This is a genomic window from Pseudomonas promysalinigenes (genome assembly GCF_014269025.2).
GTDB classification, from domain to species: Bacteria; Pseudomonadota; Gammaproteobacteria; order Pseudomonadales; family Pseudomonadaceae; genus Aquipseudomonas; species Aquipseudomonas promysalinigenes.
Map to the genome: position 1 here is coordinate 4596044 of NZ_CP077094.1, position 24248 is coordinate 4620291.

Sequence of the window (24248 nt, forward strand, 5' to 3'; positions counted from 1 at the left end):
ATGGGCGGCCAGTATCGCCGCCATGCCTGCAAAGACCAATAGCCACATATTTATAAGGGCGATTTTTCATGTTCGCCGTGCACAGGATCAAACCAATGAGAACTGCCCTGCGCCACTTGGCCTGGACGCTCCCTGCCCTGGCCTTGCTGGCCGGCTGCAATGGCGGCGAGAGCGCCAAGCCTGAACCACATGCCGTCGCTACCTACGCCCCTGCTACCTGGCAGGACCTGCCGGCGGTCAGCGACGAAGACTTGCTGGCAGGCTTCTATGCCTGGCGCAGTGGCTGCGAAAAACTCAAGCGCGACCCGGTGTGGGCAGCCACCTGTGAGGCAGCCGGCAGCGACACGGCCAGCGCCGCACAGGTGCGTACCTTCCTTGAGCAGAACCTGCAGGTGTATGGCCTGCGCTCGGCAGACAACACCGCCAATGGCCTGATCACCGGCTACTACGAACCCGTCTATCCCGGCAGCCTGAAACGCACAGAAGCCGCGCACGTAGCGGTGTATGGCGTACCCGACGACATGATAGTGGTCGACCTGGCCAGCGTGTACCCGGAACTCAAGGGCAAGCGCCTGCGCGGGCGCCTGGAAGGGCGTGTACTCAAGCCCTACGACACCGCCGAGGTCATCAACCGCGATGGCGTCAAAGCCCCCGTACTGGCCTGGCTGACCGACCCAATGGACCTGCAGTTCCTGCAAATACAGGGTTCAGGCCGGGTGCAGCTGGAAGATGGCCGGCAATTGCGCCTGGGCTATGCCGACCAGAATGGCCACCCCTATCGACCGATCGGACGCTGGCTGGTCGAGCAAGGGCAACTGAAAAAGGAGGATGTGTCCATGGGCAGCATCCATGCCTGGGCCATGGCCAACCCTCAGCGCGTCCCGGAACTGTTGGCCAGCAACCCAAGCTACGTGTTCTTCAGCACCCGCCCGGATAGCAATGAAGGGCCAAGAGGCTCGCTGAATGTGCCCCTGACGGCGGGTTACAGTGTGGCCATCGACCGCAAGGTCATCCCGTTGGGTAGCCTGTTGTGGCTTTCGACAACACGCCCTGACGGCACACCCGTGGTACGGCCTGTGGGCGCTCAGGATACTGGCGGGGCCATCACCGGCGAGGTGCGGGCCGACCTGTTCTGGGGAACCGGGCCGAAAGCCGGTGAACTGGCAGGCAACATGAAACAGCAGGGGCAGATATGGATGCTTTGGCCCAAAGGCAAGCCACTGCCAGATGTGCCTAAAGTGCCTTGATCGGCGATGGGTGCTTTGCGGGTAAACCCGCTCCCTCAGGCGTGAAGGAGCAGGTTTACCCGCGCAACGGGCGGTGCAGTTTCAGACAGAAACCACGAAAAACGAAATGATGATACCCAATCCCGCCAACCACACCAGCGAGCGCAACGCAGCCCAATCTGCCAGGTAGCAGATGATGTAGAGCAGCCGGCTGGTGATATACATCACCCCGAGCACATCCTGGGTCACCTGCTCGGCATTGCCGACGATATCGGCCACCAGCACTGCCGCGGCGAAGGCAGGGAACGTCTCGAAACTATTCTGCTGGGCCGAATGAGCTCGACGCGGCAGGCCTTCAAGGTTATCGAGAAATGCGCGTGGATCATGGTTGTCTTTCATGCCGAAGCGGCCGCTGCTCACTTTCGCAATCAATGCGCACAAGAGCGGCAGACACAGGGCGATCAGGATGCACCACAGGGCAACGGTCATGCTCATGACTCCTTGTTCGAAAATGGTTCAGAGCTTCATCACCAGCATGCCTGCCAGGACCAGCCCGCAAGCTAGGAGTCTTGGCCCGCCAAAAGGTTCTTTGAGATAGCGCATACCCATCAGCACCACCAGGATCACACTTACCTCGCGAAGCGCCGCGGCCTCGGCCACCGAGCCCAGGTGCATGGCCCACAGCACCAGCGCATAGCTGAACAACACGCAAAAACCCACCGCCAGCCCCAGGCGCCATTGGGTACGCCAGAACAGCACGAATGGCGCACGCCGCGCGACGCTGGCGAGCAAGGGAAATGGCCAGGCACTGAGCAGCGTCAGCCATACCAGGTAATCCCAGGGTTGCCCCCACAGCCGCACCGCCTGGCCGTCGAGCCAGGTATAGCAACCGATACACAGACCGATCAACGCCACCACCGGCAGCATCGACCACGGCAACCGTTCGCCACCCCCGCCTTGCCACAACAGGCAAGCCATACCGCAGGGGATAAGCATGATGCCGATGATCTGCTGCTGGCTGAGCGACTCACCGGCCACTGCCAGGGTCAACCCCAGCACTACCAATGGCGACAAACCTCGCATCAGAGGATAGACCAACCCAAGGTCGCCAACCCGATATGCCTTGATCAACAAAAAGCGGTACAACTGCTCGGCCAGCGCCGACGCCAGCAGCCATGGCCATACCGCAGCAGGGGGGAATTGGCTGAAGGGTACTGCGCACACGGCGAAAGCCAGCGCTACCGTGTCCATGCTGGCGATGACCAGCAGGCGTTCGCCGCTGAACTTGATCAGGGTGTTCCAGGCCGCGTGCAGCATGGCGGCGACCAGTACCAGGGATGTTGCCAGCACGCGAACGGTTCCTTGCCTTGGGTTTGAGTGAAATGGCTCAATTCGCCGTCGGCTAATAATGGCCATCATCGGCAGCGAGCGAAACGAAAAAGCGCTTCAGCGCAGCGGGCTTGATTTGAGCGCATCAGTTGCGCGCAGAGATTGCCACTTCAAAGCGCTGGCCCAGATGAACGTCCGTTCATTTGCTCAGCATCCTCCGAAAACCGAAACAACGCACAACGCTTCAACGTTGCGGGCGCTCCAAGATGTTTCGCCTTGCGGCCACTCCAACGCTGATTAAACCCTGTTCACTTACCCGCTAGCGCACCTGCACTGGGCTACATTCAGTTTGCAAAGCCCGACAACATACGCCACTTGAAGGAAATGCTGACATGATCAAGAAAATGGTTGCTGCGCTTGCTATCGCCTTGGCCACCCTCACGACGGTGTCCATGGCGCAGGCAGAAGGCGAGGTGGCAAAGGGTGTGCGCCATGACGTGCGCGAAGTGGACAAGGGGGTCACTCATGACCGCAAAGAAATCGACAAAGGCGCCAAGCACTTGGACAAAGAACGCCACAAAGCAGACAAGCACATCGACAAGACGGTGAAGAAAGACTTGTAAACGATCGATGGTTCACTGACCAACCCGTGTCATCGAGGGTCGAGCCGCCAGGCACGGCCCTCTGGCAACCTCGCAGTCAGGACGTTGTCTACCTGCGCAGTCGAAAAGTGTGTCCCCACACCCTTACCCGACCATCAAAGAACTACCCGAGTCATTCGGGTAACGACTTGGAAGCCACTGTCACAGGAATTGGGATGCTTGAATTAGTAGCCGCGTTTATCTGCCTTACCACCCTTCTCACCTACGTGAATTACCGCTTCATCGGCCTGCCACCGGCCATCGGCGTGATGGTCACCGCACTGCTGTTCTCTCTGATACTGCAAGGGCTGAGCCTGATCGGCTTTCCTGGCCTGGAGGAACGCGTCGAAGGGCTGATGAACCAGATCGACTTCAACGACCTGCTGATGCACTGGATGCTGGCATTCCTGCTGTTTGCCGGTGCGCTGCACGTGAACCTCAGCGACCTGCGCAGCTACCGCTGGCCGATTGGGCTGTTGGCCACCCTGGGTGTGCTGATTGCCACGGTAGTGATCGGCTACCTGGCACACTGGGTATTCGGCATGTTCGGCTGGCAGGTGCCACTGATCTATTGCCTGCTGTTCGGCGCGCTGATCTCCCCGACCGACCCCATCGCCGTGCTGGGCGCGCTGCGTACCGCCAACGCCCCTAAGCCTCTGAAGACCACCATCGTCGGTGAGTCCCTGTTCAACGACGGTACCGCTGTTGTGGTGTTCACCGTGCTATTGGGCATCATCCAACTGGGAGAAACGCCGAGCATACCCGACACCGCCATCCTGTTCGCCCGCGAGGCCATCGGGGGTGCGCTGTTCGGCGGCCTGATCGGCTACGCAACCTACCGCATGATCAAAAGCGTCGAGCAGTACCAGGTCGAGGTCATGCTGACCCTGGCGCTGGTGATCGGCGGCTCGGCCATGTGCTATGAGCTGCACGTTTCGGCACCGATCGCCATGGTGGTCGCGGGTCTGATCATCGGTAACCTGGGGCGCAACCTGGCGATGAACGACATGACCCGCCGCTACATGGACGGTTTCTGGGAACTGATCGACGACATGCTCAATGCGCTGCTGTTCGCCCTGATCGGCCTTGAGCTGTTGCTGTTGCCGTTCAACTGGCTGCACCTGGCAGCGGGCGCAGTGCTGGCAGTGGCGGTACTGCTGTCGCGTCTGCTGACCGTAGCGCCGGCGATCGTGCTGTTGCGCCGCTGGCGGCCAGTGCCCAAAGGCACTGTCCGCGTTCTGACCTGGGGCGGGCTGCGCGGCGGGGTGTCGGTTGCCTTGGCGCTGTCGCTGCCATTGGGTGAAGAGCGTGACCTGCTGCTGTCGATCACCTACATCGTGGTGCTGTCGTCGATCCTGGTGCAGGGTTTGAGCATCGGCCGAGTGGTGCGCAAGGTCAGCGCCCAGCCGTGAGCAAGGCGGGGCTGCTGGGCAGCCCCGCCTTTCACTCCACCGTAGAGTCCGGGAACTGGTCCTGGACGTATTTGATCTCGGTACACCCGTGGGGCGCCGGCAAGCCATCCTCACCCAGGTTCACGAAGACCATGCGGTCAACCGTGAGAATGCTCTTGCGGGTGATCTTGTTGCGCACTTCACAGCGAAGGGTGATCGAGGTACGGCCAAACTCGGTGGCCGTGATGCCCAGTTCGATGATGTCGCCCTGGCGCGAAGCACTGACGAAGTTGATCTCCGACATGTACTTGGTGACCACGCGCTGGTTGCCCAATTGGACGATGGCGTAGATCGCCGCTTCCTCGTCGATCCAGCGCAGCAGGCTGCCACCGAACAGGGTGCCGTTGGGGTTGAGGTCTTCAGGTTTAACCCATTTACGAGTGTGAAAGTTCATCTGTACTCCTGACCTGCTTGGCTAACGTGAAGTCATGATGGCAGAGCGGCCGCCAGCGCTCCATCGAACATCGACTATCGTCGCGATTAATCGACAGAAAACCTTGGGTGTGGCACCCCGCCACGGCTATAATCGCTGCCGATTCTCATGGCTGCCCGCAGTGGCGGCCATCCCGCCACCCATCCGAGGGGCGCTGCAGCAGGCTAGGCCTGTCAGGCTCGGTTGGGGCGTTGTCCGCTGAGGTGGACGCTCAACGCACAACGGCGCCCATTCGCACACTACGAATGGAGGCTCTCAATGAGCGCTGTAAACACGCCTGCTGGTTTTTCCGACTTCAAGGTCGCCGACATTTCCCTGGCTGACTGGGGTCGCAAGGAAGTCATCATCGCCGAGTCGGAAATGCCGGCACTGATGGGCCTGCGCCGCAAGTATCAAGCCGAGCAACCGCTCAAAGGCGCGAAGATCATCGGCTGCATCCACATGACCATCCAGACTGCCGTGCTGATCGAGACCCTGGTTGCCCTGGGTGCCGAAGTGCGCTGGTCGTCGTGCAACATCTTCTCCACCCAGGACCAGGCCGCTGCCGCCATCGCTGCCGCCGGTATCCCGGTATTCGCCTGGAAAGGCGAAACCGAGCAGGAGTACGAGTGGTGCATCGAGCAGACCATCCTCAAGGATGGCCAGCCGTGGGACGCCAACATGGTGCTGGACGACGGTGGTGACCTGACCGAGATCCTGCACAAGAAATACCCGGCCATGCTCGACAAGATCCACGGCGTGACCGAAGAAACCACCACTGGCGTGCACCGCCTGCTGGACATGCTGGCCAAGGGCGAGCTGAAGGTCCCGGCCATCAACGTCAACGACTCGGTCACCAAGAGCAAGAACGACAACAAGTACGGCTGCCGTCACAGCCTCAACGATGCCATCAAGCGCGGCACCGACCACCTGCTGTCGGGCAAGCAAGCCCTGGTGATCGGCTACGGTGACGTGGGCAAGGGCTCGGCCCAGTCCCTGCGTCAGGAAGGCATGATCGTCAAGGTCACCGAAGTCGACCCCATCTGCGCCATGCAAGCGTGCATGGACGGCTTCGAAGTGGTTTCGCCGTTCAAGGACGGTATCAACACCGGTACCGAAGCCGGCATCAACGCCGACCTGCTGGGCCGCATCGACCTGATCGTCACCACCACCGGTAACGTCAACGTCTGCGACGCCAACATGCTCAAGGCCCTGAAGAAACGTGCCGTGGTGTGCAACATCGGCCACTTCGACAACGAGATCGACACCGCCTTCATGCGCAAGCACTGGGCTTGGGAAGAGGTCAAACCACAGGTGCACAAGATCCACCGCACCGGCGCTGGCACCTTCGACCCACAGAACGACGACTACCTCATCCTGCTGGCCGAAGGCCGTTTGGTGAACCTGGGCAACGCTACTGGCCACCCGAGCCGCATCATGGACGGTTCCTTCGCCAACCAGGTGCTGGCGCAGATCTTCCTGTTCGAGCAGAAGTTCGCCGAACTGCCAGCCGCCCAGAAGGCCGAGCGCCTGACCGTGGAAGTACTGCCGAAGAAACTCGACGAAGAAGTGGCCCTGGAAATGGTCCGCGGCTTCGGTGGCGTGGTTACCCAACTGACCCCGCAACAGGCCGAGTACATCGGTGTGACCGTCGAAGGCCCGTTCAAGCCGCACGCCTACCGCTACTAAGCGGCATGTTTGAAGCCAGCCGCTTCAACGCCGGAACCTGAACGATGCCCAAGCCAGATCGGCCATCACCGATCTGGCTTTTACTTGCAGCTTGCTGCTTGAGGCACGCTGCTCGAGGAACGCCAGATGTCCCAAGAACGCCGTTACAGTTTCGAATTCTTCCCAACCAAGACCGATGCCGGCCATGAAAAGCTGATGGGCGTTGCCCGCCAGTTGGCCGCGTACAATCCGGACTTCTTCTCCTGCACCTACGGTGCGGGTGGGTCCACGCGCGATCGCACGCTCAACACCGTGCTGCAATTGGAAAATGAAGTGAAAGTCCCGGCAGCACCGCACCTGTCGTGCGTCGGCGACACCAAGGACGAGTTGCGCACTCTGCTGGCCGAGTACAAGGCTGCTGGCATCAAACGCATCGTAGCCCTGCGTGGCGACCTGCCGTCGGGCATGGGCATGGCCAGTGGCGAACTCCGTTATGCCAGCGACCTGGTGGAGTTCATTCGCCAGGAAACCGGCGACCACTTCCACCTGGAAGTCGCTGCCTACCCCGAAATGCACCCGCAAGCGCGCAACTTCGAGGTGGACCTGGGCAACTTCGTGCACAAGGTCAAGGCCGGGGCCGATAGCGCCATCACCCAATATTTCTTCAACGCCGACAGCTACTTCTACTTCGTCGAGCGTGCGCAGAAGCTGGGTGTGGACATACCGGTGGTGCCCGGCATCATGCCGATCACCAACTACAGCAAACTGGCGCGCTTCTCCGACGCCTGCGGCGCCGAGATTCCACGCTGGATCCGCAAGCAACTGGAAGCCTACGCTGACGATATCGCGAGCATTCAGGCCTTCGGCGAGGAAGTCATCACCCGTATGTGCGAGCAACTGCTGCAAGGCGGCGCACCGGGGCTGCATTTCTATACCCTCAACCAGGCCGAAGCGAGCCTGGCGATATGGAACAACCTGAAGCTGCCACGCTGAAATTTCTTGGCATGATCAGGTGCTGAAACCGTCAAGGCTTTGGTCGTAGACTAAGGCCTTGTTTATTTTTGGCTCTGACAGGTGTCGTCTGTAATGCAACATTTCCTGCCATCACGTCCTCAACTCGTGTACCTGGCCTTCGGCCCGGCCACCTATCATCAGGAAGCCTGCTTCAGCATCGTCAGCGCCCTCGCGCACCTGCCGAGCATCGCCGACCCGGCCATCGACATCCACGTCTATACCGACAACGCCGAGCCCTACGGCAAACTGCCGGTAACCGTTCATCTGCTCGACGAAGCGACTCGCACGGCCTGGAACCAGCCCCATGGCTATCATTTCCGCAGCAAGCATGTGCTGATGCGCCAGGTATTGCAGCAGTACCCTCAAGCTGTGCTGATAGACACCGACACCTTTTTCCGCAAGTCGCCCCTGCAACTGTTCCAGCGGGTCAAGCCTGGCACCCTGCTGTGCAACAGCATCGACGCGCGCTATGGTCACAACCCGCAATGCCTGCTGTACACCAACCTGCTCGACATTCTTAAGTCCCGCGGTTTGGCCGATACCCAGATGTCGTTGATCAACTCAGGCGTCATTGGCCTGTGCGCCGAAGACGCCCAGGTGCTGGACCGCTCCATCGCCATGATGGACGAGTTCTATCCGCTGGCGCGCACGGCCTACACCCTTGAGGAGTTCTGCCTGGCGGTTGCTGCCTACCGCAACCTGGAGCTGGCCGAATGCACCGATGTCATTCACCACTACTGGAGCCGCAAGGCGCAGTTTCGCGCCAAGATTCAGGCCTGGTTGCGCAAACACGGTGATGATCCACTGGGCGCGGCGGCGCTCGCCGATGTGGCATTGGTCAACGACCAACTCCCACGCCCGCCAACACTGCAACGCCTGGGCTACAAGGCCTTGAGCCTGACCATGCCCAGCCGCGAGCGTCAGTTCGTGCGTGAGCTGCTATATGGCTGCTACCCCTACCCCAACGAGTTCGATCGCGCCTGCGCCTCAGCCTGGTGGGACAAGGCACTGGAAAACCTCAACGAACGCTGCGGCGGTATCGATCCCGAGCAACTGCGCCAATGCCTGCGTCACCCAAGCCTGCGCCTGTCCCTGGGTAGCAGACGCAAAGACGTCGAGGCGCACTTGCTGCGCTCCCGCCAGCGCTGATGGCTAACTACAAGGGGCTTGCAGCGTCACTGGCTTTGCCCCTGCTGAGCGCGTAATCTCGCGCCATGCGCTACGCTGTCCGATTGCTGTGCATAATGCTGCTCGCCTGCCTGAGCCCTTTGGCGCTGGCCGAACGGCTGCGCCTGGTCAGCGACGACTGGGCGCCCTATGTGTATCTCGAGCAGGGCCAGGCCAAAGGCATCGATTACGAAGTCACTACGCAGGTGTTCCGCCGGCTGGGTGTCGAAGTGGACTGGCAGTTCATGCCTTGGAAGCGCTGCCTGGCGATGGTGGAACAGGGCTTGACCGACGGCGTGATGGATATCTTCCGGGTTGAGTCACGTGAGGCTTTTTTGGTCTACCCCGAAGAACCTATGTCCCATGTCGAATTCGTGCTGTTCCAAGACCGAAACCGCCCCCATGCAGTCACCCACCTCGGTGACCTGGCGGGCCTTAGCGTTGGTATCTCGTCGGGCTACACCTACGGCAAAGCCTTCAGCGAGTCTTCGGCGTTCAAACGCGAATCCGCGCCAACCCATGAAGCCAATTTCGGCAAGCTCATACGCGCGCGCGTAGACCTGGTGGTCACTGATCGCTTGGTTGGGCGCTATCTGCGCCGTCAACTTGGCCTGGAACAGCAGGTGGAGGAATTGCCCCTGGTGATAAGCCGTCAGGCTCAGTACCTGGGTTTGACCCGAACCCCGGAGCACCAATTATTGGCTCAGGCATTCACCGAAGAATTACGCCGTTTCAAGCAGGAGCGCGCCTATACGGCGATTATCGAGCGTTATACCGGCGGCTCCGCAAGCCCGTCTGACGCCGTTGAGCAGCACGAACACAGCATGCCGCGTTAGCTCTGTTATACTCGGGCCTTCCCGCCCGGCTCACGCCCGGACGCTCGGCCTTGCAACAGGCATCCCGATCGGTACTGACGCCCATTCGCGTCCACCCGCCGCTTCCCGGATGTGCAGTGAAAGCCCAGCTGGACCGGACGCGATCGCATCCCTTCGATGCCCGTCGCGCCAGGCAGAATATCCCAACGGGCCCAGCCCCCACGAGAACAGGATTGCCCATGTCCTTTGCTTCCCTCGGTCTCTCCGAGGCACTTGTCCGCGCTATCGAGGCAGCGGGCTACACCCAGCCGACCCCGGTGCAACAGCGGGCCATTCCCGCCGTGTTGCAGGGCCGCGACCTGATGGTTGCCGCTCAGACTGGTACTGGTAAAACCGGCGGTTTCGCCTTGCCGATCCTCGAGCGTCTGTTCCCGGCCGGCCACCCCGACAAATCCCAGCGTCACGGCCCGCGTCAACCGCGCGTATTGGTCCTGACGCCGACCCGCGAACTGGCTGCGCAGGTACACGACAGCTTCAAGGTGTACGCTCGCGACCTGCCACTGGTCAGCGCCTGCATCTTCGGCGGCGTCGGCATGAACCCGCAGATCCAAGCCATTGCCAAGGGCGTGGACGTGCTGGTCGCCTGCCCGGGGCGCCTGCTCGACCTGGCCGGTCAGGGCAAGGTGGACCTGGCGCATGTGGAAATCCTGGTGCTGGACGAAGCCGACCGTATGCTCGACATGGGCTTTATCCATGACGTGAAGAAGGTCCTCGCCCGGTTGCCGGCCAAACGCCAGAACCTGCTGTTCTCGGCGACCTTCTCCAAAGACATCACCGACCTGGCCGACAAGCTCCTGCACAACCCGGAGCGCATCGAAGTCACACCGCCAAACACCACCGTCGAGCGCATCGAGCAGCGCGTCTATCGCCTGCCAGCCAGCCACAAGCGCGCCCTGTTGGCCCACCTGATCACGCTGGGTGCCTGGGAGCAGGTCCTGGTGTTCACCCGCACCAAGCATGGCGCCAACCGCCTGGCCGAGTATCTGGAAAAGCACGGCCTGACCGCCGCCGCGATCCACGGCAACAAGAGCCAGAACGCCCGCACCAAAGCGCTGGCCGACTTCAAGGCCAATAGTGTGCGGGTGCTGGTAGCCACCGACATTGCCGCCCGCGGCCTGGACATCGACCAACTGCCCCATGTGGTCAACTTCGAGCTGCCCAACGTCGAGGAAGATTACGTGCACCGCATTGGCCGGACTGGCCGTGCCGGGCGTTCGGGCGAGGCCATTTCCATGGTCGCGCCAGATGAAGAGAAGCTGCTCAAAAGCATCGAGCGGGTCACCAAGCAGAGGATCCCCGATGGCGATCTGATGGGCTTCGATGCCAGCCAAGTAGAGGCCGAAAAGCCAGAGGCGCGTGAGCGCCAGCAGAACAGCGGCCGCGGCGGGCGCAATCAACAAGCCCGTGGAGACGGCGGCAAAGACGCCAACGGTGGCCGCAAGGACAAGGGCAAGGACAAAGGCAAGGCCAAGCAGCAGGCAGCGGACAAGCCTGCCGACAAGGAAAAGTCTGGCGACAGACAACCACGCAAGCCACGTGACAAGAAGCCGCGCCAGCAGCAACAGGCAAGCGCTACCCCGGTCCCGAAAGTCCCGGCCGACCGTGATCCGGAAGAGTTTCTGGACGACGAGATCGACAATTTCGGTAACCGTGCCGATTACGTAAGCCCATACCAGAACGGCAAAGGTCAAGGTCGCAACCGCCGCCCAGGTGGTGCCGCTCAAGGCACGGGCCAGAGCCAAGGCAGCCAGCGCGGCAACAATGGCACTGGCCAGGCACGTAATAATGGTGGCCAGGGCCGCAATGCCGGCGGGCAGGGTCGTAACGGCAGCGCTGACAAGCGCCCACGTAACAACAATGCCGGTGGTGGTCGTCGCGACGGCAATGGCGGTGGTCGTAACCGTTCGGCAGGCCGTGAGGATGCATCGCGCCAGGAGCCGGCGGTACGTAGTACCCGCGAGCAGCACCAGCCGGTGATCATTCGCAAGGAATCCAAGCTCGATCGTTACCCTACGCCCGAGCAACTGGACGACCTGCCAAGCCGCCCTCGAAGTGAGCGACCAGCGCTGCTGACCCGCAAGGGCTGAGCCGTAGGCACAACGCCGCCCTTCGGCTGATGCCAGTCAGTTAAGTCCATTAGGGCTGCTTTGCAGCCCTTCGCGGGTAAACCCGCTTCTACAGGTCTGTGCTGGCATCATGGCCGGCGCAGTCACTGTATGCCCACTGGCGGCTGGTTTTGCGCCTCTCACGAAAAACCCGCTCTTACAGGTTCTGCGCCGGAATCAGGGCCGGCGCAGAACCTGTAAGAGCGGGTTTACCCGCGAAGGGCCGCAACGTCGCCCCAATAGATAGCCTGAAACATCAACTGATTGGCAGGAGCTATTGAGGCGGCGCTTTCATTGCCTGGGCAAATCTTACTTCTGCTTCACACCTTCGACACTGATGTCCAGGTCCAGGGTCTGCGAAGTCGGGCCTGGGCCCTTGATGCCAAAGTCGTTCAGGTTCAGGGTGGTGGTGGCGTTGAAGCCAGCGCGCTCGCCGCCCCATGGGTCTTTGCCTTCACCGTTGAAGGTGGCCTTGAAGGTAACCGGCTTGGTCACACCATGCAGGGTAAGATCGCCAGTCACATCGGCGGTTTTGTCACCGGTCGATTTGACACTGGTGGATACGAACTTGGCATCCGGGTACTTGCTGACGTCCAGGAAGTCCTTGCTGGCGATGTGCTTGTCGCGCTCGGCATGGTTGGACCAGACGCTGGCAGTTTTCAGGTCGACGCTGATCTTGCTGGCTTCAGGCTTGGCGCTGTCCCAGGTGAAGTCGCCGCTGAAGTCCTTGAAGGTGCCGTGAATGAAGCTGTAGCCCAAGTGGCTGATCTTCCAGTCGACGAACGCGTGTTGGCCTTCCTTGTCGATCTTGTACTCGGCGGCCATAGCCTGGCCAGCGGTGAACAGTGCGGTACCGAGCGCCAGAGCGGCAAAAGTCTTTTTCAACATCCTTACTTTCCTTCCATTGCAATTGAGGTTGAGAATCAAGCTTTGCGGCCCAGCATACGGGTCAGGGTCGCGTCACGGTCGATGAAATGGTGCTTCAAAGCGGCCAAGCCATGCAATACGGCGAAGATCACCAAGCCCCAGGCCAACCACAGGTGAATCACCCCGGCCAGGTCGGCTTGGTCCGGTAGGTCGCTGACCAAAGCCGGCACCTCGAACAACCCAAACACTGGAATGCCTACGCCGTCAGCGGTGGAAATCAGGTAGCCCGCGGTCATGACCGCGAACAGCCCGATATACAACGCCAGGTGCCCCAACTTGGCAGCTACGCGGGTGAGTGCCCCATGGTTCGCTGGCGCCGGTGGCGGCGGGCTGATGAAACGCCAGACTACACGCACCAACATCACCCCCAGCAAGACCAGGCCGATGCTTTTGTGCAAATCGGGGCCGGCCTTGCGCCAAGGATCGTAGTAGTCGAGCTCGACCATCCACAGGCCCAGGCCGAACAGGCCAAAGACTGCCAATGCAACGCCCCAGTGCAGGACGATGCTGACTACGCCATAGCGAGAAGGTGAGTTGCGCAGTTGCATGATGAGCTGTTTCTCCGTGAAAGCTGTGCACAGACTAACGCTTAACGTATCGAATAAAAGCTTAAAAAATTGCTGCGGATTATCAAATAATCCGATATTTAGTGTGCAAGTTTCCTATTAAGAAAACATTAACGGGGTGCGGGGAAATAACCTTTGGATATCTCGGCCCCTTCGCAGCGTAACCCTGCAAAGAGGCCGAGTTAAACGTCAGTTGGCTTTGGCCTGATTACCATTTGCCGGCTTTTTCGCTGGAGCGGATTTGGCCGCTGCCTTTTTTGGCTCGGTCGCCTTGTGCGCCTGCTTGGCAGCAGGCTTGTGTGCAGGGGCGTGCTTAGCCGGTGCAGGCTTCTTGGCCGCAGGTTTGGCGGCCGCAGGCTTGGCCGGCTCTTCTTTGGCTACTGCAGCGGGCGCAGCAGCGGCGGGCACAGGGGCAGCGGTAGCAGGAGTTGGAGCCTGGGCCGGTGCGGTATCGGTCGCCTTGGCAGCCGGGGGCGTTTTCGTCTCAGGCTTGTCATCACCGCCGAACAGGCGCGAGAAGAACCCGCCACTGTCCTTTTTCGTCGCAGCCGCGCCCGCTGTCGCTGCGGCTGCCACGGTGGCCGCCTTGGCGGGGTCGAACGACTTGCCGGCAAGCAGGTCCTGCACCTGGCTGGCAGCCCGCTGGCCGCTGCGCAACGCCCCCTCAAGGGTGCCAGGGTAGAGCGCATCGGTGTGCTCACCCGCAAAAGCGATGCGCTGCACCGGGCGCTCCCACAGGCGCCAGTATTTGCTGATCTGACCTGGGCCGTAAGCCAGGTAAGCGCCACCTGTGCCCGCGTCGACGCTGTAACGCTTGACCTCGTAGCCGGTGAAAGCGCCACGGGCCTGGGGATAGAACGCGTGCAGGCGAATCAGGACCTGATCGACCATTTGCTTGTCGCCAAATGCTTGCAACAGACGGGCATTGTCACCCGACAGGTTGATCACCACATTAGCGCCGCCTTTGAGCGCCGGCTCGACCCACAGCATGCCCAGGCCAGCGTTACTGAAGATCTCGCCCGACATGCGTGCACGGCTTTCCCATACGGGCTGCTTGAACTTGAGCATCAGCTGGTCGCGCCAGCCGTAGTTGGTGCCTTTGATCGCGGCCATGTGCTGAGCATCCAGGCCAGGGGTGATCTGGATCTTGGCCAAGGCCCGCAGCGGCACGGCCATCACCAGGTAATCGGCCTTGTAGTCGGCGCCACCAACCTTGACCGTGACACCGTCCTTGTCCTGCACGATCGCGGTCACTGGGGAATTGGTCTTGATGGTCTTGAGCTGCTTGACGAAGGCCTGAGCCAGCACCGGGCTACCGCCAGGCAGCCGCGAAGCGCGCAGGTCACGGTCGCTGACGCCACGGTAGACACGGTTTTGCTGGGCAAAATAAAGCAGCGACAAACGCGACGGCTCATCGTAACGGGTGCGAATCTGCTGGTTGATCAATTGACGTGCGGTAGCTGGCAATTGCAGCTTGTCGAGCCAGCTGGACACGTTGATCTGGTCGAGCGCAAACAGGGTACTGGTCGCTTGCGGGTTCAACGGATCGTCGATCGAGCGTGCCAGGTCATCGAGGGTTTTCTCGTAGCGCTTGATCGCCTCTGCCGTGGCCGGCTGCTTGGTGGCAAGGTCGGTGCTACTGAAGTATTCGCCGTCGATCAGGTAGCTGGGCGTGCGTACGAACTCTGGTGCCGGCAAGGTTTGCAGCTTGAAGCGGTCCAGGTACTGGTTGAGCACCGGCTGCGCCTTGGCATTGCCGATCCACTCGCTGGTGGCCAGGCCCGAGCGCCCGCCCATGCCCGCTTTGGCTTCCAGCACAGTCACCTGCCAGCCTTTGTCCTGCAGTTCGTAAGCTGCGGTCAGGCCTGCCAGGCCGCCACCTACCACGATTGCTGACGGTGTTTTGTCTTTCGCCAGTGCGGCCCCGCTGGACGCACCGATCAATACCAATGCGCACAGGCGCACCCAAGCAGCAGCCATGTCGGCAGACTCCGAGTTGAAATTACAGGGATGGGATGGGGCGGAAATACCCCACAAGACATTGCGCTAAGAATACGTCAGCTGTCCGGGCCCTGCCAGCACGGCGATATCAAGTGCCTTTGGCAACTGACAATTTCGCCAACGGGCCGCTAATGGTTGTCCTCCCCCAAGGCTTTGCTTAGGCTTACGCGGTCAAAGCAGGCAGCAAAGCCAGGAGAAGTGCCGATGGGCCTCAACGATCAGTGGATGCAGCGCGACCTCAAGGTCCTGTGGCACCCCTGCACCCAGATGAAAGACCACGAGCAGTTGCCGCTGATTCCGATCAAGCGTGGCGAGGGCGTGTGGCTCGAGGACTTCGAGGGCAAGCGCTACCTGGATGCCGTGAGCAGCTGGTGGGTCAATGTGTTCGGCCACGCCAACCCTCGCATCAACCAGCGCATCAAGGACCAGGTCGACCAACTGGAGCACGTGATCCTTGCCGGCTTCAGCCACCAGCCGGTCATCGAGCTGTCCGAGCGACTGGTAGCCATCACACCGACGGGCCTGGACCGGGTCTTCTACGCCGACAATGGCTCGTCGTGTATCGAAGTGGCGTTGAAGATGAGCTTCCATTACTGGCAGAACATCGGCAAACCGGCAAAAAAACGCTTCGTGACGTTGACCAACAGCTACCACGGCGAAACCATTGCGGCCATGTCCGTAGGTGACGTGCCACTGTTCACCGAAACCTACAAGGCGCTGTTGCTGGACACCATCAAGGTGCCAAGCCCCGACTGCTACCTGCGCCCTGAGGGCATGAGCTGGGAAGAACACTCGCGCAACATGTTCGCCGCCATGGAACAGACCCTGGCCGAACACCATGAAACCCTCTCGGCGGTGATCATCGAACCGCTGATCCAGGGTGCCGGCGGCATGCGCATGTATCACCCGGTTTACCTCAAGCTGCTGCGCGAGGCCTGCGACCGCTACGACGTGCACCTGATCCACGACGAAATCGCGGTGGGGTTCGGCCGCACCGGCACGCTGTTCGCCTGTGAACAGGCCGGTATCCACCCGGACTTCCTGTGCCTTTCCAAGGCCCTGACCGGCGGTTACCTGCCGTTGGCGGCCTGCCTGACCACCGACAAGGTCTACCAGGCCTTCTATGACGATTACCCGACCCTGCGAGCCTTCCTGCACTCGCACAGCTACACCGGCAATCCGCTGGCCTGCGCCGCCGCGCTGGCCACGTTGGACATCTTCGCGCAGGACAACGTGATCGAGGCCAACAAAGCCCTGGCAACGCGCATGGCCAACGCCACCGCGCACCTGGCCGAGCATGCCCACGTCGCTGAAGTCCGTCAGACCGGCATGGCGTTGGCCATCGAGATGGTCCAGGACAAAGCCACCAAGGCCGCATACCCATGGCAGGAGCGGCGCGGCCTGAAAGTGTTCGAGCACGCCCTGACCCGCGGCGCGCTGCTGCGCCCGTTGGGCAGCGTGGTGTACTTCCTGCCGCCATACGTGATCACCCCGGAGCAGATCGACTTCCTCGCCGAAGTGGCCAGCGAAGGCATCGACATCGCCACCCGTGACAGCGTCAGCGTCGCCGTACCGGCCAACTTCCACCCCGACTTCCGCGACCCGGGCTAAGCCACAGCGCCCGCCGTCGATTCCATGGCAGCAGGTTTACCCGTGCGCACGAAGGTGGCTGCACCGCCACACTCGCGGGTAAACCGCTCCCATGGAGTAATGTGATCCCTTTTCGTTCGAGCACAACCATGAGACTGTCCCGCTTCTTCATCGACGCCCCCTTAAGCCTCGGCGAGCACGACCTGCCCGAAGCCCAGGCCCACTACATCGGCCGTGTTCTGCGCATGGCGCCCGGCGACGCCGTGCAGCTGTTTGACGGTAGCGGCCAGGAATTTCTCGGCCGCTTGCTGGAAGTCGGCAAGAAGACCGTGCGCGTGAGCCTCGACCAGGCCCTGGCTGGCCAACCCGACTCGTCGCTGCACGTGCATTTAGGTCAAGGCCTGTCGCGCGGGGAGCGCATGGATTGGGCTATCCAGAAGGCTACCGAACTGGGTGCCAATGTCATCACCCCGATCGTCAGCGAGCGCTGTGAGGTGCGTCTGAAGGACGAACGTGCCGACAAACGCCTGGCCCACTGGCGTCAGGTTGCAATCAGCGCCTGCGAACAGTGCGGCCGCTCCACCCTGCCAGTGATCCACCCGCCAGTCACCTTAAGCGAATGGCTCAAGGGCACTGAGGCCGATCTCAAGCTCGTACTGCACCCGGTCGCCGAACCGCTGACCAGCCATGAAAAACCGGCAACCTTGGCTTTTCTCATCGGCCCTGAAGGCGGGTTGAGCGATACCGAAGTCGAGCAGGCCAACGCCGCGGGGTTCAACGCAGCGCGCCTGGGCCCGCGGGTACTGCGCACCGAAACCGCGCCGGTGGTGGCGCTATCGGTAGCTCAGCAGCTGTGGGGCGATTTCTAGCGCACGTACAGCGACACTGCCACGAAGTGCATAAGGCTGCCGGCGATCACAAATAGGTGCCAGATGCCGTGCCAGTGGCGGAAGCGGCTGTCGAAGGCGAAGAAGATGATGCCAACGGTATAGAACAGGCCACCGGCCGCCAACCAGGCGAAGCCTGCAGTACCCAGGCTTTGCAACAGCGGATTGACCGCCACCAGCACGATCCAGCCCATCACCGCGTAAATGATGATCGACAGCACGCGTGCCTCGGTGCGCGGCTTGATCTCCTGCAGCATGCCGATCAGCGCCAGCCCCCAGACCACGCCGAACAGGCTCCAGCCCCACGGCCCGCGCAGGCTGACCAGGCAGAATGGGGTGTAGCTGCCGGCGATCAACAGATAGATCGACAGGTGATCGAGCTTACGCATGATCACCTTCGCTCGCCCGCGGGTGCTGTGGTAGAGAGTAGAAATGCTGTACAGCAGCATCAAAGTGCCGCCGTAGATGGAAAAGCTGACGATTTTCCACGGATCGCCTTGCAGGCCCGCCGCGACAATCAGCCAGATGGCACCGATACAGGCCAGGACAGCACCGACCAGGTGGGTCCAGGCGTTGAAGCGTTCACCGTAATACATGCAGAAAAGACCTCTACCTTGAAACCAGGTTCCCTTCCAGCGCTCCTTCACCGTCCCTACCTAACATGATTGCCAGTACTCGTGTGACTAGCCGTTCATTACATTTCCTTGAGGCACACATCACCCAATAGGAATTGAGACATGTATTCAGATAACCCAAATTACGCCAGCGAAAATAACTTGTACGCTGTTTGGCTCGATAGGGTTGGTCCAGACCCAATAGCAGTGATTGCAGCCGTACGTGAGCTCACCGGGTTGCCATTTGGCGATGCCAAAGCCTTGGTAGACAGTGCCCCGGTAGCGATCGCAACACAGATATCAAAGGACACAGCCGATTGGGCCAAGGCCAGACTGGAACGAGCGCGGGCCCAGGCAAGCGTGCGCCCCTCGTAAGTAGCAGCAAGTTGCCTGGCGCCCACGCCCGCCTATCATTGGTCGCCGGGTAGCAACTGAGCGTCACGCACCAACCGCTCCAGCCCTGCCAAGTCGGGCACCCGCGCCACTTGCTCGCCCACCTGCACGGCGGCCAATTCCAGGCTACCCAGTGGTACATCCACGTAGTTGAGCTGAATGTCGAGCTTGCACGAGCGAGGGATGTCCTGCAGCAGCACTGCCAGGTAGCGCAGGCCGGTGTCACCTAGGGCATTGAGCACCACGATTCGCGCACGCTCGCCACAGGGGGTTTGCCCCCCGCAGGCAGCCTCGAAGCCGATCAAAGGCAGGTGCTGCTGGCGCCAGTCGATCCAGCCAAGATGCCAGGCCGGGTCGCCCCGCTCGCACGTGAGGTTGCGCTGGCCAATCAATTCGACCACGGCGACGTTAGGTAGCACCAAGGTCCGGTCGCCCAAGGGCAGCAACAGGCCGGTCAGGCTGTTGCGCTGCCCTGCAAGCAGTTCAAGCATGGTTCTGGCTCCAATGGGCGATGCTCTGCAGCAGCACCGACTCCTGATAGGGTTTGCCCAGGTAATCATTGACGCCGATGGCCATGGCACGGTCGCGGTGCTTCTGCCCAGTGCGGGAAGTGATCATGATGATCGGCAGCGCCTTGAGCCGCTCGTCGCGGCGAATGCGGGTGGCGACTTCGAAGCCGTCCATGCGCGGCATTTCGATATCCAGCAACACCACGTCCGGCCGGTGTTCCTGCAGCAGGGCCATGGCATCGACCCCGTCCTTTGCCGTCAGTACGCTCATGCCATGGCGCTCCAGCAAACGGCTGGTGACCTTGCGCACGGTGACAGAATCGTCCACTACCATCACCAAGGTTGGCCGCTGGGCTGCCGGCTCGAACAGCGTCCGCTGCACACCGCTGCCAGCGGGCAAACGTGCCAGGCGCCGCTGCTGGCCACGCAGTTGGCCCAGCAGGTCGAGGATCAGTACCACTCGGCCATCGCCGAGCAAGGTCGCGCCCGACAGCCCCGCCACCGCGGCGAACTGCGGGCCGAGGCTCTTGACCACGATTTCACGGCTAGGCGACAGGCTATCGACCTGGATGGCGAACGACTGAGTCTGAGAGTGCACCAGCAGTAACGGCAACGGCACGCTTTGCCCCAGCAGCACCGGGCGCGGCAGGCCCTGCAGCAGTTCGCCCAGGTAACGCAGCTCGTAATCATGGCCAGCGTATACGTAGCGCGGCGTATCGGCCTGGTAACAGGCTGCCAGTTCAGCCGGTGGTACCCGCACGATGCCCTCGATGGTGTTCAGTGGGATGGCGTATTGCTCCTCGCCCACGTGCACCATCAGTGCCCGGTTGATCGACACGGTGAACGGCAGGCGAATCAGAAAGCGCGCACCCTTGCCCTGGGCAGACTCGATACTCATCGACCCGCCCAGTTGCTTGACCTCTTCGTGGACTACATCCATGCCCAGCCCACGCCCGGAGATCTGGGTGATCTTCTCGGCGGTGGAAAAGCCCGGGCGCAGGATGAACTGTAGAATCTCGTGGTCGCTCAACTGGGCCTGCGGGTCCAGCAGGCCGCGTTTGATCGCCTTGCGCCGCACCGCCTCAAGCGGCACACCTGCGCCGTCGTCGGTCATCTCGATGACGATGTCTGCGCCTTCGTGCAGCAAGTTGAGGTGGATGGTGCCCTGCTCAGGCTTACCTGCGGCCAGGCGTACCTCGCGCGCTTCAAGGCCATGATCGACGGCATTGCGCAGCATGTGCTCCAAGGGTGCGACCATGCGCTCGAGCACGCTGCGGTCCAGCTCACCTTCGGCATTGCCGACCACCAAGTCGACCTGCTTGTCCAACTCACTGGCGACCTGCCGCACCACGCGCTGCAAACGCGGCACAAGGCGTTCGAATGGCACCATCAGCGTGGCGGTCAGGCCTTCCTGGAGTTGGCTGTTCACCCGCGCCTGCTGCTGCAGCAAGCTGTAGGACTCCTGGGCGCGTTGGGTGAGGGTTTCTTTCAGGTCGAGCAGGTCGGATGCCGATTCGAACAGTGCCCGTGACAACTGCTGCAACTGCGAATGACGGTCCATTTCCAGGGGGTCGAAATCTTCGTAGGCATCGCCTTCGAACGCTTGCCGGCTGCTGACCCGGCCCTGTGTTTCGATATCCAGCCGCAGCAGCTGGTCACGCATGCGCTCCAGCGTGGTTTCCATCTCGTTGAGGGCGAACTGGGCATCGTTGACTTGCTGCTCGATCCGACCACGAATGACCGAATGCTCACCGGCCAGGTTGCCCAGGTCGTCGAGCAGTTCGGCGTCGACCTTGACCATGTCGCCCGGTGCGCGCTCGGGGGCGGCGGCGGGCATGTCGCTTGGGGCGGTGTCGGCCAGCGCCTGGCCGGCGGCACTGTCGGTCAATGCGGCACTGCTGAAATTGCGGATGTAGTCGATCAGCGCGGTTGCGGCGTGCAAAGGCTGGCCAAGGCGCACGGCATCGAGCATGTGGGCCAGGCGATCATGGCAGTTCTGCAAGAGTGCGAACAGCGCCGCGCTCGGCGGCAAACGCCCTGCGGCAAGCAACTCGTAGAGAAATTCCAGCTCATGGGCCAGGTCGCCGATGGCGCTGATCTCGACCATGCGCGCCCCACCTTTGAGGGTATGCAGGTCACGTAGCAGGTTCTCGACCTCGGCGCTGTTGCGCGGGTCGGCCTGCCAGCGCGCCAAGGCAGCGGCCGCGCTTTCGACGATGTCGGAGCTTTCTTCGAGAAAGACTTCCAGCAGTTCTTTGTCCCCTGGGCTGTCGGGTTCTTCATCCTGCTCCAGCGAACCAGGCAACGGTGTGACCGCCTCGGCACTGACCAGGCCGGTGGCATCGGCCGCCAGCGCGCCATCGAGCAGCTCGCGCAGGGCATCGACACACTCAGGTCGAGGGCTGGCTTGCTGCCCGGCAGCGACCTGGTCGAGCATGTCCAGCAACGCTTCGTGGGTTTGCTGGGCAACGGCGAACAAGCGCGGGCTGGCACCCAGGCTGCCCTCTTCTACCGCGCCGTAGACGTCCAGCAGTGCTTCGCACACCGCGTCCATCTGCCACAGATCCGCCAGATGCGCGGCGTGACCCAGGGTCGTCAGTTCATCGAGCAAAGTCTCCAGCGGCTCGCGCTGCCCTGGTTGTTGCTGCCAGCGCGAGAGTAAAGACTCGGCATCGAGCACGATGTCCATGGCCTGAGCCAGAAAGCTTGCGACCTGCTGCGGGTCGCGCTTGCCAGGACGGCTAGGGTGGGGCTCGGCATGCAGGCTGGCAAGGCGTAGATCCACCGCTTCGCCAACCTGTTCGATCAGTTGGGCCGCGCCGGCAATCGCCGCCAATGGCGAGCTACCCAGCTGGGCCAGGCCTTGCACGAAAAGCCCATGGGCCGTTTGCAGCCAATGCAGCTCCTGCCCCTGTAGGGGCAGTTGGTGGCCACGGTACTCACGTACCAGGCGGTCGAAGGCGGTGGCAAGTTCGGCGATCGGCATGACCCCGGCCATGGCGGCACTGCCCTTGAGCGTGTGCAAGGCGCGCTGCAGGCTGTCACTGACTTCGCGGTCAGCACCCTCCCCCCCTTGCAGGAAGGCCTCGAGGTCGGCCAAATGCCCTTGTGCCTCGTTGCGGAAAATATCCAGCAGCTGCGGATCGAGGCCATCCACCGCAGCACTGGCCGGTGCGTCATTCTCGGCAAGAGCGTGCAGGTGGCTCGCCAGCTGTTCGACCTCGGTCAACTGTGGCAGTTGGCCGGCGGCGAAGTCGGCCAGCAGATCCGGCAAGTGAACGAACACCTGCTGCAGCGCCACGGCGCCCTCCGGGCTCAAGGCGATACGCCCTTCCAGCACGCGATTGAGCAGGTGCTCCCCGCCCCACGCCAGCTCGGCTACCGCCTCGGCATGCACCATACGGCCGCTGCCCTTAAGCGTGTGCAGGTCGCGGCGCACCTCGATCAGGGCGTCGCGCAGGCTATTGTCGGCACGCCAGCGCAACCAGTGCCGCTCGATTTCCGGCAACAACTCACTGGCTTCTTCGAGGAACACCTCACGCAATTCGTCATCGATGCCATCACTGCCGTCATGGATTTCGAAACGGTCGGCATGGGTGCATTGCACGCCCAGCGCGGTGAGGCTGGTGCAGGCCATGTCCAGGAAAGGCTGGGCATCGGCCAGCGGGTCTGCGACCCGCCATTGCAAGTAGCATTCAGCGGCACTGAGTGCCTGCGCCAAGTGGTTCAGTTCGGGCTCTGGCGGCTCGGTCTCCAGGTGCTGAAGCCAACTTTGCACATAACTCGCGCAACCTGCCAACACCTCAGCGGCGGCCGGCAGCATCAACATCGCCAGCGCCCCACGCACCTGCTGCAAAAGCCCTGGCAGCGGCTGCAAGCGCTGCTTTGGCCAGCCAGACTCGAGGCAATCGCCGATCAGGTCCTTGGCCTGCTGCAACACCGAAAGCGACTCGGTCAGCACCAATTGGCGAATCTCTGCCAGATCGGAACCCGGCAGGCCGCCCGGTGCCCCATCTTCCTGAGGCAGCACCATGCCGTTGAGGGTGGCTTCCACATACAACAGAGCACCAGCCACATCCATCAATACCGCGTCATCCACGGCTCGCTCGCCCTGGGCCAACGCCTGCAGCGCCAGCACCTGGTCGATGATCACCCGGCGTGGTTGCTGGAAGCCCAGCACCGCCAAGGTATCAGCCACGTGGCGCAAGGGTGCGAGCAGGGTTTCCAGTTCTTCGCTGTGCTGGCGGTCGCCACGCACGAACTGGTCAAGGCGTTCCTTGATCCGCACCAGGTCATCACACAAGGCCGTGACCACCGAGCGCAAGGCATCGCGCCCAGGCCCAGCCTGCAACTGCTCTCGCCAGTTACCCAGCGACAGGTCCAGGTTGGCCAGGTCATCGGAACCGGCAAAACGCTGCGCCGCACCGCTGATCAGGCTGGCTTGGGCCAGGGGTTCGACACCACGGCAAGCGCGCAGCTGATTGAGCAATGGCAGCATCACCAATGGCAGATCATGGCGCGCACCGCGCAACCGTTCCAAGTACGAGGGCAATTGCTCAAGCCCCCGAAACAACGGCCCCAGGCAGTCCCCGCGAGGGCTGACCTGGCCATCGGCCAAAGCTTTGGCCAGTAATTCCAGCTCTTCGGCCAGGCGCGTGGCACCGCGCAGTTCGAGCATGCGCAGGCAGCCGTGCACCTGATGCAGGTTATCCACGACGAACGCGAGTATCGACAGGTCATCGGTCTGCCCGGCAAAACGCTCCAGGGCCTGACGTGCCTGGCTCAAGCAATCGAAGATGGCGGCGCGGGTCCAGGCCAGGGCCACGGTATCTTGGCGCTCGGGGCTTACAGCGGCAGAAGCCATGGGCTTTCC

At 61.9% G+C, this 24248-nt stretch carries 20 protein-coding genes and 1 riboswitch; of the genes, 11 read left to right on the top strand and 9 right to left on the bottom strand.

From position 1 onward, the window contains the following. The first annotated feature begins 95 nt into the window (after window positions 1–95). The gene (gene mltA, locus HU725_RS20865) at window positions 96–1247 is read left to right on the top strand and encodes a murein transglycosylase A (protein ID WP_186476335.1); all 1152 of its coding nucleotides are present in this window, start codon (window positions 96–98) and stop codon (window positions 1245–1247) included. Between the two features lie 81 nt (window positions 1248–1328). On the opposite strand, the gene HU725_RS20870 is transcribed toward mltA, so the two are convergent. Together HU725_RS20870 and HU725_RS20875 are read right to left on the bottom strand one after the other, a co-directional pair. Next, entirely contained in the window at window positions 1329–1715 is a 387-nt protein-coding gene (locus HU725_RS20870) for an MAPEG family protein (RefSeq protein WP_186476334.1), read from the bottom strand. A gap of 27 nt (window positions 1716–1742) precedes the next feature. Beyond that, the gene (locus tag HU725_RS20875) at window positions 1743–2576 is read right to left on the bottom strand and encodes a DMT family transporter (protein WP_186476333.1); all 834 of its coding nucleotides are present in this window, start codon (window positions 2574–2576) and stop codon (window positions 1743–1745) included. A 374-nt stretch (window positions 2577–2950) separates the two neighbouring features. On the opposite strand from HU725_RS20875, the gene HU725_RS20880 reads away from it, so the two are divergent. Both HU725_RS20880 and HU725_RS20885 read left to right on the top strand, forming a co-directional pair. Continuing rightward, window positions 2951–3178, top strand: a complete 228-nt coding sequence (locus HU725_RS20880) for a hypothetical protein (protein WP_060478196.1) — start codon at window positions 2951–2953, stop codon at window positions 3176–3178. A 194-nt stretch (window positions 3179–3372) separates the two neighbouring features. After that, window positions 3373–4608: a cation:proton antiporter gene (locus HU725_RS20885; RefSeq protein ID WP_060478150.1), complete on the top strand. Its 1236-nt coding sequence runs from the start codon at window positions 3373–3375 to the stop codon at window positions 4606–4608. Window positions 4609–4639: 31 nt separating this feature from the next. Here the strand turns inward: HU725_RS20885 and HU725_RS20890 are convergent, their stop codons facing one another. Further along, the gene (locus tag HU725_RS20890) at window positions 4640–5041 is read right to left on the bottom strand and encodes an acyl-CoA thioesterase (protein WP_060478151.1); all 402 of its coding nucleotides are present in this window, start codon (window positions 5039–5041) and stop codon (window positions 4640–4642) included. Between the two features lie 179 nt (window positions 5042–5220). After that, a riboswitch (S-adenosyl-L-homocysteine riboswitch) is annotated at window positions 5221–5317 on the top strand. A gap of 21 nt (window positions 5318–5338) precedes the next feature. Between HU725_RS20890 and ahcY the strand changes: the two genes are divergently transcribed. From ahcY to rhlE2, 5 genes are all read left to right on the top strand, one after another. Continuing rightward, on the top strand, window positions 5339–6748 hold the full coding sequence (gene ahcY / locus HU725_RS20895; protein ID WP_060478152.1) for an adenosylhomocysteinase: 1410 nt from the start codon (window positions 5339–5341) through the stop codon (window positions 6746–6748). Window positions 6749–6874: 126 nt separating this feature from the next. Further along, on the top strand, window positions 6875–7720 hold the full coding sequence (gene metF, locus HU725_RS20900; protein ID WP_186476332.1) for a methylenetetrahydrofolate reductase [NAD(P)H]: 846 nt from the start codon (window positions 6875–6877) through the stop codon (window positions 7718–7720). A gap of 93 nt (window positions 7721–7813) precedes the next feature. Next, the gene (locus HU725_RS20905) at window positions 7814–8890 is read left to right on the top strand and encodes a hypothetical protein (protein WP_186476331.1); all 1077 of its coding nucleotides are present in this window, start codon (window positions 7814–7816) and stop codon (window positions 8888–8890) included. Window positions 8891–8955: 65 nt separating this feature from the next. Beyond that, on the top strand, window positions 8956–9744 hold the full coding sequence (locus HU725_RS20910) for a substrate-binding periplasmic protein (RefSeq protein ID WP_186476330.1): 789 nt from the start codon (window positions 8956–8958) through the stop codon (window positions 9742–9744). Window positions 9745–9962: 218 nt separating this feature from the next. Then, window positions 9963–11870: an RNA helicase RhlE2 gene (gene rhlE2, locus HU725_RS20915; protein WP_060478156.1), complete on the top strand. Its 1908-nt coding sequence runs from the start codon at window positions 9963–9965 to the stop codon at window positions 11868–11870. 327 nt (window positions 11871–12197) lie between these two features. Here rhlE2 and HU725_RS20920 read toward each other — a convergent pair whose 3' ends face one another. The 3 genes from HU725_RS20920 to HU725_RS20930 form a co-directional block, all read right to left on the bottom strand. Continuing rightward, a complete protein-coding gene (locus HU725_RS20920) occupies window positions 12198–12776 on the bottom strand; it encodes a YceI family protein (RefSeq protein ID WP_060478157.1) in 579 nt (192 codons plus the stop codon). A 35-nt stretch (window positions 12777–12811) separates the two neighbouring features. Next, complete coding sequence (locus HU725_RS20925) at window positions 12812–13363, bottom strand: cytochrome b (RefSeq protein WP_060478158.1); 552 nt, start codon at window positions 13361–13363, stop codon at window positions 12812–12814. Between the two features lie 207 nt (window positions 13364–13570). Then, window positions 13571–15361, bottom strand: a complete 1791-nt coding sequence (locus HU725_RS20930) for a flavin monoamine oxidase family protein (RefSeq protein ID WP_186476329.1) — start codon at window positions 15359–15361, stop codon at window positions 13571–13573. A gap of 225 nt (window positions 15362–15586) precedes the next feature. Between HU725_RS20930 and HU725_RS20935 the strand changes: the two genes are divergently transcribed. Both HU725_RS20935 and HU725_RS20940 read left to right on the top strand, forming a co-directional pair. Further along, a complete protein-coding gene (locus HU725_RS20935) occupies window positions 15587–16993 on the top strand; it encodes an adenosylmethionine--8-amino-7-oxononanoate transaminase (protein WP_186476328.1) in 1407 nt (468 codons plus the stop codon). Between the two features lie 128 nt (window positions 16994–17121). Continuing rightward, on the top strand, window positions 17122–17841 hold the full coding sequence (locus HU725_RS20940; protein WP_060478161.1) for a 16S rRNA (uracil(1498)-N(3))-methyltransferase: 720 nt from the start codon (window positions 17122–17124) through the stop codon (window positions 17839–17841). Here HU725_RS20940 and trhA read toward each other — a convergent pair. Continuing rightward, the gene (gene trhA / locus HU725_RS20945; protein WP_060478162.1) at window positions 17838–18455 is read right to left on the bottom strand and encodes a PAQR family membrane homeostasis protein TrhA; all 618 of its coding nucleotides are present in this window, start codon (window positions 18453–18455) and stop codon (window positions 17838–17840) included. The genes HU725_RS20940 and trhA overlap by 4 nt on opposite strands. A 141-nt stretch (window positions 18456–18596) precedes the next feature. Between trhA and HU725_RS23060 the strand changes: the two genes are divergently transcribed. Further along, a complete protein-coding gene (locus tag HU725_RS23060) occupies window positions 18597–18848 on the top strand; it encodes a ribosomal protein L7/L12 (RefSeq protein WP_186476327.1) in 252 nt (83 codons plus the stop codon). Window positions 18849–18883: 35 nt separating this feature from the next. Here HU725_RS23060 and HU725_RS20955 read toward each other — a convergent pair whose 3' ends face one another. Both HU725_RS20955 and HU725_RS20960 read right to left on the bottom strand, forming a co-directional pair. Beyond that, window positions 18884–19357 (bottom strand): chemotaxis protein CheW, encoded by a 474-nt coding sequence (locus tag HU725_RS20955; RefSeq protein ID WP_186476326.1) that lies wholly within the window; start codon window positions 19355–19357, stop codon window positions 18884–18886. Further along, entirely contained in the window at window positions 19350–24239 is a 4890-nt protein-coding gene (locus tag HU725_RS20960) for a hybrid sensor histidine kinase/response regulator (protein WP_186476325.1), read from the bottom strand. Before HU725_RS20960 ends, HU725_RS20955 begins: the two co-directional genes overlap by 8 nt. Window positions 24240–24248 lie beyond the last annotated feature (9 nt).